This window comes from Blastococcus sp. OS1-29 (assembly GCF_057628075.1).
Genome location: NZ_JBXXJK010000004.1, coordinates 170244 through 185889 on the forward strand (window position 1 = coordinate 170244; position 15646 = coordinate 185889).

At 73.3% G+C, this 15646-nt stretch carries 14 protein-coding genes; 9 read left to right on the forward strand and 5 right to left on the reverse strand.

From position 1 onward, the window contains the following. Positions 1-121: 121 nt before the first annotated feature. Together AC2H4J_RS11830 and AC2H4J_RS11835 are read right to left on the reverse strand one after the other, a co-directional pair. Positions 122-343, reverse strand: a complete 222-nt coding sequence (locus AC2H4J_RS11830; RefSeq protein WP_487465074.1) for a DUF3073 domain-containing protein — start codon at positions 341-343, stop codon at positions 122-124. A gap of 167 nt (positions 344-510) precedes the next feature. Then, complete coding sequence (locus tag AC2H4J_RS11835; RefSeq protein WP_487465075.1) at positions 511-1575, reverse strand: Glu/Leu/Phe/Val family dehydrogenase; 1065 nt, start codon at positions 1573-1575, stop codon at positions 511-513. A gap of 146 nt (positions 1576-1721) precedes the next feature. Between AC2H4J_RS11835 and AC2H4J_RS11840 the strand changes: the two genes are divergently transcribed. From AC2H4J_RS11840 to AC2H4J_RS11855, 4 genes are all read left to right on the forward strand, one after another. Then, positions 1722-2705, forward strand: coding sequence for a sugar ABC transporter substrate-binding protein (locus AC2H4J_RS11840; protein WP_487465076.1), 984 nt, complete (start codon positions 1722-1724; stop codon positions 2703-2705). A 53-nt stretch (positions 2706-2758) separates the two neighbouring features. Beyond that, positions 2759-3781 carry an ABC transporter permease gene (locus tag AC2H4J_RS11845; protein ID WP_487465077.1) on the forward strand — a complete coding sequence of 341 codons (1023 nt, stop codon included), beginning with the start codon at positions 2759-2761 and terminating at the stop codon, positions 3779-3781. Between the two features lie 23 nt (positions 3782-3804). Next, on the forward strand, positions 3805-4587 hold the full coding sequence (locus tag AC2H4J_RS11850) for an ATP-binding cassette domain-containing protein (RefSeq protein WP_487465078.1): 783 nt from the start codon (positions 3805-3807) through the stop codon (positions 4585-4587). A gap of 191 nt (positions 4588-4778) precedes the next feature. Next, on the forward strand, positions 4779-6119 hold the full coding sequence (locus AC2H4J_RS11855) for a M23 family metallopeptidase (RefSeq protein WP_487465079.1): 1341 nt from the start codon (positions 4779-4781) through the stop codon (positions 6117-6119). 70 nt (positions 6120-6189) lie between these two features. On the opposite strand, the gene AC2H4J_RS11860 is transcribed toward AC2H4J_RS11855, so the two are convergent. Then, positions 6190-6702: a hypothetical protein gene (locus tag AC2H4J_RS11860; protein WP_487465080.1), complete on the reverse strand. Its 513-nt coding sequence runs from the start codon at positions 6700-6702 to the stop codon at positions 6190-6192. 58 nt (positions 6703-6760) lie between these two features. On the opposite strand from AC2H4J_RS11860, the gene AC2H4J_RS11865 reads away from it, so the two are divergent. Genes AC2H4J_RS11865 through mftG form a run of 3 tightly spaced genes read left to right on the forward strand, consistent with a single transcriptional unit; the run spans position 6761 to position 10459 of the window. After that, positions 6761-7645 (forward strand): MBL fold metallo-hydrolase, encoded by an 885-nt coding sequence (locus tag AC2H4J_RS11865; RefSeq protein ID WP_487465081.1) that lies wholly within the window; start codon positions 6761-6763, stop codon positions 7643-7645. Further along, positions 7642-8949: a class I adenylate-forming enzyme family protein gene (locus AC2H4J_RS11870; RefSeq protein WP_487465082.1), complete on the forward strand. Its 1308-nt coding sequence runs from the start codon at positions 7642-7644 to the stop codon at positions 8947-8949. The genes AC2H4J_RS11865 and AC2H4J_RS11870 overlap by 4 nt, the downstream gene beginning before the upstream one ends. Beyond that, positions 8942-10459 carry a mycofactocin dehydrogenase MftG gene (gene mftG, locus AC2H4J_RS11875; protein WP_487465083.1) on the forward strand — a complete coding sequence of 506 codons (1518 nt, stop codon included), beginning with the start codon at positions 8942-8944 and terminating at the stop codon, positions 10457-10459. Before AC2H4J_RS11870 ends, mftG begins: the two co-directional genes overlap by 8 nt. 12 nt (positions 10460-10471) lie before the next feature. Here the strand turns inward: mftG and AC2H4J_RS11880 are convergent, their stop codons facing one another. Continuing rightward, positions 10472-12679 carry a transglycosylase domain-containing protein gene (locus AC2H4J_RS11880; protein WP_487465084.1) on the reverse strand — a complete coding sequence of 736 codons (2208 nt, stop codon included), beginning with the start codon at positions 12677-12679 and terminating at the stop codon, positions 10472-10474. Positions 12680-12917: 238 nt separating this feature from the next. Between AC2H4J_RS11880 and AC2H4J_RS11885 the strand changes: the two genes are divergently transcribed. Continuing rightward, the gene (locus AC2H4J_RS11885; protein ID WP_487465085.1) at positions 12918-13889 is read left to right on the forward strand and encodes a phosphotriesterase family protein; all 972 of its coding nucleotides are present in this window, start codon (positions 12918-12920) and stop codon (positions 13887-13889) included. A gap of 59 nt (positions 13890-13948) precedes the next feature. Here AC2H4J_RS11885 and AC2H4J_RS11890 read toward each other — a convergent pair whose 3' ends face one another. Continuing rightward, the gene (locus tag AC2H4J_RS11890; RefSeq protein ID WP_487465086.1) at positions 13949-14179 is read right to left on the reverse strand and encodes a hypothetical protein; all 231 of its coding nucleotides are present in this window, start codon (positions 14177-14179) and stop codon (positions 13949-13951) included. A 319-nt stretch (positions 14180-14498) separates the two neighbouring features. Here AC2H4J_RS11890 and AC2H4J_RS11895 point away from each other — a divergent pair, with 319 nt between their 5' ends. Next, the gene (locus tag AC2H4J_RS11895; protein ID WP_487465087.1) at positions 14499-15530 is read left to right on the forward strand and encodes a glycosyltransferase; all 1032 of its coding nucleotides are present in this window, start codon (positions 14499-14501) and stop codon (positions 15528-15530) included. The last annotated feature ends 116 nt before the right edge of the window (positions 15531-15646 follow it).

Sequence of the window (15646 nt, forward strand, 5' to 3'; positions counted from 1 at the left end):
CGCACGCTCGGGATGAGCCTCTGGACGGGGCCGGCGGCGGGACCCGGCAGGGGGCCGACAGCGCACGGCGACACCGCAGCGCCTCGCGGCACTGCGGTGTCGGTCGTTCAGAGCGCGTGCGTCATCGAGGGCTGGCGGCCCAGTCGTCGTCCGCGTCGTCGTCCGCCCACTTGTCGGCGTACTCGTCGTCATCGTCGTCGTCCGTCGCCCGTGCGGGGGCGGTGTACGACGACGGTGCGCCGGTCAGTTCCTTCTGCAGCGCAGAAAGGTCGGTGTTCGGTGAGCTGTACTTGAGCTCACGGGCCACGCGTGTCTGCTTGGCCTTCGCTCGGCCGCGCCCCATCGGCTCGACCCCCTCGCTACGGAGTGCGGGAGCTCAGCCCCCGGGCTGAAAACGGCCCGCGTGGCGACCCCGACTGAGTGACAATGTCTTGGACAACCTTACGACACGGATCGAGCCCGAGCACACGTCCCTCCCCCGGGAGGGCGGATGGGCGTGCCCGCGGCCGGTCAGTGCGGCAGCCGGATGGTGGCGAGCCGCCCGACCGACCGGATCCGCTTCTCCGCGAGACGGTCGGCGGCGACCGCGGGCGAGACGTCCTCCGCGTCCGCCGCCTGGAACACCCGGAGGGCGACGTCGAAGATCGTGGTGGTCTTCGACTGCGCCCGGGCGAACGAGAATCCGTGCCGTTCGTCCTCGACCTGGATGACGCCGCCGGCGTTCACCAGGTAGTCGGGCGCGTAGAGGATGCCGCGGCCGCGCAGCTGCTCGGCGACCTCCGGGGTGGCCAGCTGGTTGTTCGCGCCGCCGCACACGATGCTGCCGGGCAGCATGGCCACGGTCGCCTCGTCCAGCGCGCCGCCGAGCGCGCAGGGTGCGTACACGTCGTGCGGCGTCGCGAGCAGCTCGGCGGTGTCGGCCGCGGCCTTCACTGCCGGGTAGCGGGCCTGCAGCCGGGCGACGGCGGCCGGGTCGACATCGGTGACCAGCACGTCGGCGCCGTCGTCGACCAGGTGCCCGACCAGCCAGGACCCGACCTTGCCGACGCCGGCGACGGCGACCGTGCGGCCGGACAGGGTCGGCGCGCCCCAGGTGTGCTGGGCGGCCGCACGCATGCCCTGGAAGACCCCGAAAGCGGTGAGCACCGACGAGTCGCCGCAGCCGCCGTAGGCCTCGGACCGGCCGTGCGCGTAGCGGGTCTCCCGTGCGACGACGTCCAGGTCGGCGTTGTAGGTGCCGACGTCGCAGGCGGTGAGGTAACGCCCGCCCAGCGCCTCGACGAACCGGCCGTAGGCGCGCAGCAGCACCTCGGTCTTGTCGGTGCGCGGATCGCCGATGATCACGGCCTTCCCGCCGCCGAGGTCGAGGCCGGCGAGGCTGTTCTTGTAGGTCATCCCCCGGGAGAGGGCGAGGACGTCGGCGAGTGCGTCGGCCTCGCTCGCGTAGGGGTAGAAGCGGGTGCCGCCGAGCGCCGGACCGAGCGCCGTGGAGTGGACGGCGACGATCGCCTTCAGCCCCGACTCCGGGTCCCTGCAGAACACGACCTGCTCATGGTCCGAGCTGAAGATCTCCACGCCGACCAGCGTAGATCGATCTGCGACGTCGCCCGTCCGGTGGGCGCGGGCGCGGGTCCGGCCGCGCCCGCGGGGCGGGCCAGGCATGATCCTGGGGCGAAGACACAGCGGACCAGGGCTGCGTCCGCGAGCACAGGAGGACCTCGATGGCCGGACCCAAGCGACTGCTGGCACTCGCCCTGGCCGTACCGCTCTTCCTCGCCGCGGCGTGCACGACCGACCACTCGTCGGACGGCGGCAGCTCCGGCAAGAAGAGCGGCGGCGGCAGCGGTGACCTCAGCTTCGCCGTCATCACCCACGGTTCGGCCGGTGACGCGTTCTGGGACGTCGTCCAGCACGGCGCCGAGCAGGCCGGCAAGGACCTCGGCGTCTCCGTCGACTACCAGAGCGACGGCGACCCGCAGCGGCAGGCGCAGCTCATCGACGCGGCGGTCAACCAGCGCGTCGACGGCATCGTGGTCTCGATGGCCAACCCGGACGCGCTGAAGGACTCCGTCGAGGCCGCCGTGCACGCAGGCATCCCGGTGGTCACCATCAACTCCGGCGGCGACCGGTCGGCGGAGTTCGGGGCCATCGGCCACGTCGGCCAGGACGAGTCGATCGCCGGGCAGGGCGCCGGCCGTCAGCTCGCCACCGAAGGCGCCAAGAAGGTGCTCTGCGTCGTGCACGAGGCGGGCAACATCGGCCTCGAGCAGCGGTGCTCCGGCGCGTCGCAGGGACTGGGCACCGAGGTGACGCCGCTGCAGGTGGACATCAACGACCTGCAGAGCGCGCAGTCGACCATCGCCTCGCAGTTGCAGAGCGACCCGAGCATCGACGCCGTGCTGACGCTGAACTCCGCCGTCGCCGCGGTGGCGGTCAGCGCCGTGAAGGACGCCGGCTCGAAGGCGATCGTGGCCACGTTCGACCTGAACTCCGACGTCATCAAGGGCATCCAGAAGGGCTCGATCGCCTTCGCCGTCGACCAGCAGCAGTACGAGCAGGGTTACCTGCCGATCGTGATGCTCCGGCTGTACGCGAAGAACCTGAACACGGTGGGCGGCGGCCAGCCCGTCCTCACCGGTCCCGGGATCGTCGACAAGAAGAACGTCGACGAGATCGCGGACCTGGCGTCGGCCGGCACGCGCTGAGCGGCACGGGCACCGGCACGGACGCCGGGGCGGACGCCGGAACGGCGCAGCGTGTGGCCGACGAGCGGCTGACCACGCGGGGGCCGCTGCGCCGGTTGCTGGTCACGCCCGAGCTCGGAGCGCTGGTCGGCGCGGTCGTCGTCTTCGCGTTCTTCGCCGTCCAGTCACCGGTGTTCCGGTCCGCCCGCGGCGTGGCCAACTGGCTGGACCCGGCGTCGACGCTCGGCATCATGGCCGTCGCGGTGGCGCTGCTGATGATCGGCGGCCACTTCGACCTGTCGGCCGGCGTGCTCACGGGGACGACGGCGCTGACGGTGGGCATCGTGGCCGTCGAGTTCCACCAGAACCTCTGGGTCGGGATCGCGGTCGCCCTGGTCGTCGCGCTCGGGGTCGGTTTCGTCAACGGCTGGCTGGTCACCCGCACCGGCCTGCCCAGTTTCATCATCACGCTGGGCATGTTCCTGATGCTGGAGGGCCTGAACGTGGGCCTGACCAAGCTGTTCACGAACACGGTGACCGTCGGTGGCATCGACGAGGTGCCCGGCTACGCCGTCGCGGAATGGATCTTCGCCTCCAAGCTCGCCGTCGGGGGCACGCAGTTCCGGATCGCCATCTTCTGGTGGCTGCTGTTCACCGCGCTCGCGACCTGGGTGCTGCTGCGCACGCGGTTCGGCAACTGGGTGTTCGCCACCGGCGGGGACGAGGTGGCCGCCCGCAACGTCGGCGTCCCGGCCCGGCGGACCACGATCACCCTGTTCATGACGACGGCGACGGCGGCCTGGTTCGTCGGGACGACGCTCGCCGTCCGCCTGACCTCGGTGCAGGCCAACACCGGGGTCGGGCAGGAGCTCATCTACATCGTCGCCGCCGTCATCGGCGGGTGCCTCCTCACCGGTGGATTCGGCTCGGCCGTCGGAGCGTCGCTCGGCGCGCTGATCTTCGGCATGACCCAGCTGGGCATCCCGTACCTGCACTGGGACGCCGACTGGTTCTACTTCTTCCTCGGCGCGATGCTGCTGCTCGCCGTGCTGGCCAACCGCCTGGTGCGCCGCTACGCCGAGGCGGCGCACAGATGACTCCCCCACCCACCCCTCCGGTGATGACCACCCCACTGCTGGAACTGCGCGACGTCGGCAAGGACTACGGCGCCGTGGTCGCCCTCGACGGCATCACGACGACCGTGCGCGCCGGCGAGGTCACCTGCGTGCTGGGTGACAACGGCGCGGGCAAGTCGACGCTGATCAAGATCCTCGCGGGGGTGCACCAGCCGACCCGCGGCGAGGTGCTGCTGGACGGCGAACCGGTCACCTTCGGCGCACCCCGGGAGGCGCTGGACGCCGGCATCGCGACCGTCTACCAGGACCTGGCGATGATCCCGCTGATGGCGATCTGGCGGAACTTCTTCCTGGGCGCGGAGCCCACCCGCGGCTGGGGCCCGTTCCGCCGGTTCGATGCCGGGCGGGCGCGGCAGGTGACCCGTCAGGCGCTGGGCGAGATGGGCATCGACATCCGCGACCCCGACCAGCCGGTGGGCACGCTGTCGGGAGGCGAGCGCCAGTCCGTGGCGATCGCGCGCGCCGTCCACTTCGGTGCCCGCGTGCTGATCCTCGACGAGCCGACGTCTGCGCTGGGGGTCAAGCAGGCCGGCGTCGTGCTGCGGTACGTCGCCGCGGCGCGCGACCGTGGGGTCGGCGTCGTCCTGATCACGCACAACCCGCACCACGCCTACCCGGTGGGCGACCGCTTCCTCGTGCTGAACCGTGGGCGCAGCCTCGGCAGCTTCGGCAAGGCCGACGTCACCCGCGACGAGCTCACCCGGCTCATGGCCGGCGGCGCCGAGCTCGACCAGCTCGCCCACGAGCTGGAGCGCCCCACCAGCTGATCCCGCCGGGGACTTTCTGTACATAAAGTCCCGGTTGTCGACATGTCTCTCCGTAGGGGGACGGTCACTTAGCGAATTCAGTTGTGTGTGTCGGATGTGCCGCGTGTTGCCTTTGTGACTCCGGGTGACGCTGGGACTCTTCGTGGGCTGCACCGCCCACCGCGCCACCCTCTTCCCCAGGGAGCGAGCACATGTCCTCTCGCCGTCCGTCCGGACCGGCGATCTCGCGTCGTCCCGGCTCTCGCCGGCCCTCCGCGGGCCGTCCGCTGCGAACGCTTCTCGCCGGCGTGGTCTCCGCCGTCGTCCTCGTGGGAACCGCGGGCCCGGCCCTGGCCGCTCCGCCGCCGCCCAACCCCACCGACAGCCAGCTCGGCGCCGCAAAATCCGAGCAGGATGCCGCCGCCGCCGAGGTCGGCCGGATCGCCGGCCTCGTCGCCACCGCCGAAGCGGAGCTCGAGAAGGTCGGCGTGCAGGCCGAGGCAGCCGGCACCGCCTACGAGGCCGCCCAGGAGGCGCTGGAGATCGCCCAGGAGAAGGCGGCGCGGACCGCCGCCGACCTCATGGCCGCCGCGGCGGCCGTCGGCGCGGCCGAGGCCCGGATCGCGACGTTCTCGCACGACAGCTACATGAACGGCTCGAACCTCAGCAAGACCGCCGCGCTGCTCGACTCCGCCGGGCCCGGCGAGCTGATCCAGCGGGCGGCGCTGCTCGACTACGTGGCGGCGAACCAGGTCGACGTCCTGGGTGCACTGGAGGTGGCGAAGGTCGCCCAGGCCAACGCCGACTCCTCGGCCCGCGCGGCACGCGACGCGATGGCCGCCGCCGAGACCGCCGCGCACTCCGCGAAGCAGCGGGCGGACGCGCAGCTGGCCGCCCAGCAGACGGCCTACCAGCAGGTCTCGGCGCAGAAGGCCGCGTACGACCAGCAGCTGCAGGCCGCGCAGATCCACCTGCTCGAGCTGCAGGGCGCGCGGAACGCCTACGACCAGTGGGTCGCCCAGAAGGCGGCCGAGGAGGCGGCCGCCCGGGCCGCGGCCGAGAAGGCCGCCCGTGACGCGGCCGCCGCGGCGGCCCGGGACAACGCCAGCAGCGGGGGAGGCGGCGGCGGGGGAGGTGGCGGCGGGAACTACGTGCAGCCGGCCTACGGCCGCGTCTCCAGCTGCTTCGGTGCCCGGTGGGGCGTCACCCACTTCGGCGTCGACATCGCCGCCGCCATCGGCACGCCGATCTACGCCGCCACGTCGGGCGTGGTCAAGCGCGCCGGGCCGGCGACCGGCTTCGGGCTGGCCGTCTACATCCTCGGCGACGACGGGGCGGTGACTGTGTACGGCCACGTGAACCAGTACTTCGTGAACGCCGGCGAGCGTGTCCGGGCCGGCGAGCAGATCGCCGAGGTGGGCAACCGCGGTCAGTCGACCGGGCCGCACCTGCACTTCGAGGTGCACACCGGTGGCCAGCTCTACAGCAACCAGATCAACCCGGTGCCGTGGCTCAACGCCCGCGGCATCTTCCTCGGGGGCTGCGGCGGATAACCGCGCCCCGCCACAGCTACGGCCCGCCACTTCGGGGATGAGTGGCGGGCCGTTGCTGTCGCTGCCGACCTCAGCTGGTCGGGGCGGCGGACTCGGTGGACGAGGTGATCCCGCACTTCTCGGACAGGTACTTCTGGACGTTCGCCGACGCGCCGCTGAGCTGCGTCTCGAGGTTGCTGGCCGTCTGCTGGAAGGTCGCCACCGCGGCCTGGTCGTTGAAGTCGACGCCGGCGAAGGCGGTGGCCAACTGCTCGAGACCGTCGGCCAGGGCGGACCAGTCGGAGGCGATCTCGCTGGGCGGGTCGATGGTCCGGATCTGGGTGACCGCCGCCTGCAGCCCCTTCTGGAGGGACGCGGGGTCGGACTGGTTGCCCACCGCGGATGTGACGCTCGACTGGATCGCCGCGGCCTTGGTGCAGAACTCCGAGCCCGCCGCCTGTGCAGTCGTCTCCGAGGCGCTGGAGCCGGCCGTGGTCGAGGAGGAGGCGCCGTTCCCCTTGTCCGAACCGCTGCACGCGGTGAGCAGGACGAGGGCCGCGGCCACGGCAAGTCCGGAGCGGACGATCGGGAGGGTTCGGAGCATTCCGCGAGGCTAGCGGCCGGGCGCGCAGCGCAGAACCGGTCGGGCTACGGTGCCGGACGTGACCGCGCCCGTCGACCCGCGCGCCGGCTGGCAGCTGCCCCCTCCGGGGCGGATGGCACCGACGGTGCACCTCGAGCCCCTGGTCACGCGCGTGCTCGCGCCGAACCCGGGCAGCATGAGCCTGGACGGCACCAACACCTATGTCGTCGGCGACCCGGGCAGCGGCCAGGCGGTCCTGGTCGACCCCGGTCCGGACGACGCCACGCACCTGGCCGCCGTGCTGGCGGTCCTGGCCGCGCGCGACGCGGAGTGCGTGGCCGTGCTCGTCACCCACCACCACATCGACCATGCCGAGGCGGCACTGCCGTGGGGCGTCCACTTCGGCGTCCCGGTCGCCGCCGCCAGCGCTGCCGTCGCCGGGCCGCGCGGGCGGGTGCTGGAACCGGGGGAGCGGCTGGCGCTCGCCGGCACCACGATCGGCGTCGTCCCCACCCCGGGCCACACGCACGACCACCTCGCGTTCCGGCTGGAGTCGGGAGCCGTGCTCGTGGGTGACCACGTGCTGGGCCGCGGGACCTCGGTGGTGACGCATCCGGAGGGCGACGTCCTCGCCTACCTGGAGTCGCTGCGCAGGGTGCACGACCTGGGTCCCAGCGCGCTCTACTGCGGCCACGGCCCCGAGCTGACCGAGGACCCGGGCGCCGTCCTCGACTTCTACCTCGCCCACCGGGCGTACCGGGAGCGCCAGCTGCTCGATCTCCTCGCGCAGGGAACGGCGACGGTCGACGAGCTCGTGGCGTCCGTGTACGCCGAGGTGCCGCGGGAGGTGTGGCCGGCGGCCGCCCAGTCGACCCGCGCCACCCTGGACAAGCTCGTCCGGGAGGAGCGCGTCGTGTGGTGGGGCACCGACGAGTCCGACGTCGACCGGGTGCGCCTGGCGTGAGCGTCCCGGCGGTCACCAGCGCGGACAGCGAGCGCGACCAGCGTCGCGCGGCCGCCGGACTGGCGGCGGCCGGTCTCTTGGCGGGCGACCGGCTGCTGGTCTCCGCGGCCGCGTCGCCCGAGCTGATCGCCGTCGTCCTCGGCGCGCTGCGCACCGGAATCGTCCCCGTCGTCCTGGACCCGGGTATGCCGGCGGGCGAGCGGGCGGCCCTCGCCGAGGACGCCGACCCAGCTCTCGACCTGGCCGGGGATCCCGGCCGGCTGCTCGGCGACGACGAGGCGGAACTCGCCGACGTGCCGCTGGCGCGGCCGATGCACTACACGTCGGGGACGACCGGCCGGCGGAAGGGCGTGTGGTCCGGGCTCCTGCCCGAGGACGACGCCCGGCGGCTGGCCGCCGAGGAGATCGAGCTCTGGGACTTCGGGCCGGGCGACCGTCATCTCGTGCTCTCCCCGCTGCACCACAGCGCTCCGCTGCGATTCGCGATCCACACCCTGCTGGCCGGCGGCGAGGTGCTGCTGCCCGGCCCCTTCGACGCGGCCCGTGCCGCGGCGGTGATCACCGACCAGCGGCCGACGACGACGTTCTGCGTGCCCACCCACCTCCAGCGCCTGCTGGCCCAGGGCCCCGACTGGTCCTCGTTCCGGCGGCTCGTCCACGCAGGCGCACCGTGTCCCGAGCCGCTCAAGCGGGCCGTGCTCGAGGCCCTGCCGAGCGGCAGCGTCTGGGAGTTCTACGGCTCCACCGAGGCCCAGTTCACCGTCTGCTCGCCCGACGACTGGCTCGCGCACCCCGGCAGCGTCGGCCGGGCCCGGCCGGGGCGGCGGCTGGACACCGACGAACGCGGGCAGCTCTGGTGCGCGGTGCCCCGGTGGGCCCGGTTCGAGTACTGGCGGGCGCCGGAGAAGACGGCGGCCGCCTGGCGCGGGGACCGGGTGACGGTCGGCGACCTGGGCCGGGTCGACGACGAGGGCGTCGTGTGGCTCGACGGGCGGCGCGCGGACCTCGTCATCTCCGGCGGCGTGAACGTCTATCCGGCCGAGGTCGAAGCCGTGCTGGACGCACACCCCGACGTGGTCGAGAGCGCGGTGTTCGGGATCCCGGACGAGGAGTGGGGCCAGCGGGTGGTGGCCGCCTACGTCGGCAGCGCGGCGCCGGACGACCTGGGCCGCTGGGCCGGGGAGCGGCTGGCCGCGGCGAAGCGGCCGAAGAGCCTGCACCGGCTCGACGAGCTGCCCCGCACGTCCACCGGCAAGGTGCGCCGGCTCGACCTGCCCGAGGTGCTCGGTCTCGACGGTGGCTGACTGGGACGTCGTGGTCGTCGGGGCCGGGACGGCGGGCTGCGCCCTGGCCGCGCGGCTGGCCGACGCCGGACGCCGCGTGCTGCTCCTGGAGGCGGGGGGCGACCATCGGCGACCGTCCGACTTCCCGCCGGAGCTGCGGGATGCCGCGAGGATGCGGGCCGCGGTGCCCGGGCACCCGGCGAACTGGGACCTGACCGGCGAGCTGACCGACGGGCGCACCGTGCCGGTCCCGCGGGGCCGGGTGGTCGGCGGCTCGAGCACGCTCAACGCGGGATCGTTCATCCGGGCCACCCGCGCCGATCTCGACGGCTGGGCGGCGGACGGCAACGACCTGTGGTCCGCCGACGTCGTCCTGCCGGCCTTCCGCCGTCTGGAGGCCGACCGGGAGTTCGGGGACCGCCCGGAGCACGGCTCCCACGGGCCCGTGCCGGTCACCCGGGTGCAGGAGGGCCATCCGCTCGCCGACGCGTTCGCCGCCGCTGCCGCCGAGCTGGGACACCCGGACGAGCCCGACAAGAACTCCGGCGGCACGACTCCGGGCTACGGCCCGGTGCCGATGAACGTGGTCGACGGCGTGCGGGTGAACACCGCGATGGCCTATCTGTCGCCCCGCCGCGACCTGGCGACGCTCACGGTCCGGGGCGGCGTCACCGTCCGGCGGGTGGTCGTCGAGCACGGTCGGGCGGTGGGCGTCGCGACCGCAGACGGCGTGGTCCGGGCCGCCGAGGTGGTGCTGTGTGCCGGCGCCGTGGAATCGCCCCACCTGCTGCTGCTGTCCGGCATCGGTCCGGCCGCGGACCTGCGCCGGGCCGGCATCCCCGTCACCGTCGACGTGCCCGGCGTGGGCGCCCGGCTCAGCGACCACCCGAACGTCTACGTCGGCTATCTGCCCGCCCGCGCGCTGCCCGTGCCGGATCTCCCGCTGCACGGCGTCCTGCACGCGACGGCCTGCGGATCGGAGCTGCCCGGCGACTTGGAGATCCTGCCCTGGCTCACGCCGTTCGACCGCATCACCGGCGGACCGGACGGTGCACACACGGCCGAGCTGATGATCGGGGTCGGCCTGCAGCGCCCGGACAGCCGCGGCCGGCTCAGCCTGGACGACGGCGACCCCGAGCGTCAGCCTCGGCTGGCCTACGGCTATCTGGCCGAGGCCTCCGATCGGCGCCGGCTGCGCGACGGCGTCCGGTTGGCGGCCGCGCTGCTGCGGTCGGCGTCCCTCGCCCCACTCGTCGGAGAGCGCACCGGCCTGCCGGACGACGTCCTGGGTGACGACCGCGAGCTGGACGGCTGGATACGGGCGCACCTGACCACCGCCATCCACCTGTCCGGCACCGCCCGGATGGGACCGGAGTCCGACTCCGGGGCCGTCGTGGACCAGGAGCTGCGCGTCCGAGGGGTGAGCGGCCTGCGCGTGGTCGACACCTCCGTGCTGCCCCGGGTGCCCTCGCGCGGCCCGGCAACCACCGCCGTGATGCTCGGGGAGCGCGCCGCCGAGCTCATGACCTGACACCGGTCGCGGTCACGTGCCGTTCCGTGGCCGGTGACGCGGGCCGCGGGGGCGGTTCTGCGGCTGGTCCTGGGGACTCGAGGGCGGTTCGGCCTGCTGCTGGGCCGGCTGCTGGGCCGGCTGGTCGGACGGCTGGTCGGTCTGCGGCAGGTCGAGCGGGGCGCTCTCGGGCGCCGGGCGCGGAGGAGGGGTCGGCCGCGGGTTCTCCAGCGGGATGCCCGCGGGCGGGAACGGGACGTCGGGCTGCCCGGCCAGGATCGGCGCCATCGCGTCGTGCCAGATCGGTGCGGCGCCACGGCCGCCGTACGCGCCGACGTCCTGGTTGTGCTTGGGATTGAGCACCATGACGCTCGCGGCGAACTGCGGGGTGTAGCCGACGAAGGCGACGGAGAACCGATCCTGGCTGGTGCCCGTCTTGCCCGCGATGGTGTGCCCCGGGATCGCGGCGGCCGTGCCGGTGCCGATGGACGACCCCACGTCGCCGATCAGGATCTGGTTCAGCGTGGTGGCGACGGCGGCGGGCACCGCGTCGGGCTTGCACGAGTCGCCGGTGTTCAGCGGCGCCCCGTCCGCGCCGGTGAGGGGCGCCCCGTAGCGGTCGAGGACGGCGGTGACCGGGGTCGGGTCGCACTGCGTGCCGTTCGCGGCGAGGGTCGAGTAGGCGCTGGCCAGGGCGAGGGGGCTGGTCGCCTCCGCCCCGAGGGTGAACGAGCCGCGGCGATCGGCGATCACCTGGTCGGCCACCGGGTCGATGGAGAACAGGCCCATGCGCTGCGCCATGCGCACCGGGCCCTCGACGCTGCCCAGCTGGTCCTCCAGGGCCACGAAGTAGGTGTTCGACGAGCGGACCAGCGCCTCGACCATGGTCAGCGTCGGCGGGTAATGGCCGACGTTCTGGACGACGTAGGGCGCGCCGACGGTGCCGCCGAGCTTCTTGTAGACGTGCGAGACGTAGGGATCGCTGGTCGTGATCGTGTTCCACGGGGGCACGCCCTGCTCCAGCGCGCTGGCGGCGACGAAGACCTTGTAGGTCGAGCCGGCCCCCTGGCTGGCCACGACGTTGAGCGCGACCGACTCCTGGGCCGGGTCGTTGACGTCGAAGCCGAACCGGCGGTTGACGCTCATCGCGAGGACGTGTCCGGTGCCCGGTTCGACGGCGGTGAACATGCCCGCGAGCGGGTCACCCATGGCCAGGTGGTCGAGCACCGCCTGGTCGGCGGAGTCCTGCAGGTCCGGCCGCAGGGTGGTCTTGACGGTCAGTCCGCCGGTCTCCAGCTGTGCCTGCGAGATGCCGAGGTCCTGGGTCAGGTGACGTTGGACGTAGTCGCAGAAGAACCCGGCGCGCACCGCGTTCACGCAGCCGTTCGGCGGGGGGGCCGACGGCGCCACGGCCACCGGTGCGGGCAGCAGCGCGGCGACGTCCCCCGCGGAGGCGTGATGCAGGTGCACCATCCGCTGGAGCACCTGGTTGCGCCGGACCCGCGCCCGCTCGGGATCGGCGAGCGGATCGTCGAGCGAGGGGGTCTGCACGAGACCGGCGAGCGTCGCGGCCTGGGGCAGCGTGAGGTCGGCGGCGTTGACGCTGAAGTAGCGCTGAGCGGCCGCCTGGACCCCGTAGGCACCCTCGCCGAAGTACACCAGGTTGAGGTACCGGGTGAGGATCTCCGACTTCGAGTACCGCTGCTCCAGGGCCAGCGCCAGCCGGGCCTCGTGCAGTTTGCGGCCCACGCTGGACTCGGTGGCGGCCCGGCGCTCCTGATCGGTCGTGGCCGCCTGCAGCAGGGTCTGCTTCACCAACTGCTGGGTGATGGTCGACCCGCCCTCCATCACCTCGCCGGCGACCAGGTTGCGGGCCAGCGCCCGGACGGTGCCCTCGACGTCGAGACCGTGGTGCTCGTAGAAGCGGGAGTCCTCGATGTCGACGATCGCCTGCTCCATGACCGGGGAGATCTGGTCGGCCGCGACCGGCGTGCGGTTGTGGCGGTAGAACCAGGTGATCAGCGAGCCGTCGACGGCCAGGACGGCGGAGTTGCCCGCGGGCGTCTCGTCACTGAGCACCCCCGGGAGCGGCGCCAGCAGGTCGGCCGAGGAGCGCGCCATCAGGCCCGGCCCGACCACCCAGGGAACGAGCATCCCGGCGGTCAGGGCGCCGGCCAGAGGGACGGCGACCAGGAACAGCGAGGCGAACGCACGCAGCCGCGGGTGGGCGCGTTGATTCACCGGCCACCTCGCTCCCCCTCCGCCCCCGGACGCGGGTGGTCGCGGGCACGGACCTGCGCGCCTTCGTCTCCTGTCGGCACGGTCGGCGCAGTTCGAGGATGACCCCCGGCGGCCCGCCCCGGAAGACGAACGCTCGCGCGGGGACCGCCGCCGGGAGCCCCTGACCCGCAGTGCATCATCGGCTGCCCCATGTGAGCGCGGTCACTGCGCGCCCCGGACTCCACACGCAGGAGGAACAGTGCCGCAGGTCCAGACGGTGACCGGCCCGGTCGACACCGCCGAGCTCGGCCAGGTGCTCATGCACGAGCACGTGTTCGTGCTGACGCCCGACGTGCAGCAGAACCATCCCGAGGAGTGGGGCAGCGAGGACGACCGCGTGGCCGATGCCGTCGCGAAGCTCACCGCCCTGGCGGCCACGGGGGTCACCACGATCGTCGACCCGACCGTGATCGGGCTCGGCCGCTACATCCCGCGCATCCAGCGCGTGGCCGAGCAGGTCGACCTCAACATCGTGGTGGCGACCGGCTGCTACACCTACCAGGACGTGCCGTTCTTCTTCCACCACCGTGGGCCGGCGCTCGACGCTGCCCTCGGCACCTCCGTGCCCGACCCGATGGTGGGCATGTTCGTCCGCGACGTCACCGAGGGCATCGCCGGCACCGGCGTCCGCGCCGCCTTCCTGAAGTGCGCGATCGACAAGCCCGGCCTCACGCGCGGCGTGGAGCGGGTCATGCGGGCCGTTGCGAAGGCCCACCACCACACCGGCGTGCCGATCACCGTGCACACCCACCCCGGGAGTCGCCAGGGGCTGGCGGTCCAGCGCGTGTTCGGCGAGGAGGGGGTGGACCCCCGTCGGGTGGTGCTGGGCCACAGCGGGGACACCACGGACGTCGACCATCTGACCGAGCTCGCCGATGCCGGCTTCGTGCTCGGGATGGACCGCTTCGGCATCAACCTGGACACGACGTTCGAGGCCCGCGCCGACACGGTGGTGGAGCTGTGCCGCCGGGGATACGCAGGGAGCATGGTGCTGTCGCAGGACGCCGCCTGCTACATCGACTGGGTCGACCCGTTCGTCATGTCACTGCTCACGCAGTGGCACTACACGCACATCCACGAGGAGGTGCTGCCCTACCTCCGGGAGCACGGGGTCAGCGAGGAGCAGATCGAGACGATGCTGGTGACGAACCCCCGGCGCTACTTCGAGTAGTAGAAGGACCCCGTCCTCCCCACCCTTCGCAGGCTCAGGGCGGGCCCCGGGACGGGGCCTCAGCGGATCGCCGGGATCTCGCTGGTGCTGGTGGTCGACAGCGGCGACCAGGCGTCCGGGTGCGGCCGGCCGGCGTCGGCGGCCCAGGTGCGTGCCGGCCGGGCCGGGGCATCGCCGACGGCGTCGCGTCGGGGGCCGGCCTGCGGCCGGGCGCTCAGGCTCACGATCAGGGCGAGCAGGACGAACAACCCCACGAGGACTCCGCCGAGAACCAGGAACTCCGAGAGCATGCACTGAACGTAAGTGAGAGGAACGGTCCGTGTCACCCGGCGGGTACGGGCAGATGTGACCGAACATCCGCGCTCAGTTGCACAGACTTCGCCGATTCCTGCGCAATGTCGAGGACACCCGTTCCGACACATGTACACAGTCGTCCCACAGGCCTCACCAACCCCCTGAGCTGCGGTGCAACCGCTTCGTGGGTGCGCTCGGTCACCCGTTGGAGTTGTGTCACTGGTTCAGCGTCAGGGGCACCGGGTAGGACGGACGGACCAGGTCGGCTCGAAACGCGCGGCCGCATCGCCGACGTCCGAGGAGCCGAACCACCGCGTGAGCGCAGAACCCCCGCCACCCGGGCCGCCCGAGGGCGGCCCGATCCGGGTGGCGACCATCCCGCACGACGACGCGTACGTGTCGGCCGTCCTGCCGCCGGACGTCGTCCACCTGCAGCCGGCCACGCCGTCCCCGTGGCTGGACGTGTCGCGGCTGGAGGCCGACGCCGACGACATCGACGTCCTGCACCTGCACACCGGCGACGCCGGGGTGGCGGCGCTCGCGGGGGAATGCTGGGCGGAGACGGTGCGCCGGCTCGGGGTGCCCCTGGTGGTGACCGTGCACCGGCTGCCGCGGGCTGCCGGCGCTGTTCCCAGCGCGCTCGAGGCCCGGCACGACGCGCATCTGGAGGCCGTGCTCGCGACCGCCGAGGTGGTGCTGACGCTCACCCCGGGCGCGGCGGACGAGATCGCCGACCGGTTCGGGCGGACGGCGATCGTCGTGGCCCATCCCTCCGTCGCAGCGCCCGACCCGGAACGGGGCGCGGAACGCGGCTTGGTCGGGCTGCGGCTCGGGCCGCCCGCGCCGGGCATGCCCGAGGCCGGGGCGCTCGTGCGGGCGACGCTCTCCGGGGCGGTGTCCGGCGGCGGTCGGCTGCGGGTGCTGGCCGCGGAGGAGCGCTGGGTCGGCTCGACCGTCCGCGGCATGGCGGCCCGCGGGGAGCTCGAGCTGGTCGTGCACTCAGCTGATGACCTGGCGGGGCAGCTGCAGGAGCTGCACGTCGCGGTGCTGCCCGAGCCCTGCGGCACGCACTCACGAGACCTCGAGGCCTGCCGCGACGTGGGCACGCGGGTCGTGGCACCCACCTGCGGCTGGTTCGCCGAGCAGTGGTCGGAGGTGGTGCCGTACGCGACCGATGTGCGGGGCCGGCTCGACCCGCTCTCGCTGACCGGTGCGGTGGCCGCGGCCCTCGCCCGGCCGATGCCACGCCCGGCCGACCGCGCATGGCGCGCCGAGCAGCGTGCCGCCGTGCAGGAGGTGCACGCGGCCGTCTACCGGCAGGTCGCCGCGGACCGGGTCCGCACCTGACCGAGCCTCACTCCGCCGCGACCGCGGACGGCGAGCGTCGTGCGTCCGGGTGATGCTCACGGCTGACCGGGTGCAGGCCGCTCGTCGCGAGGTGCCTGCGGGTGCGATGTCGCACT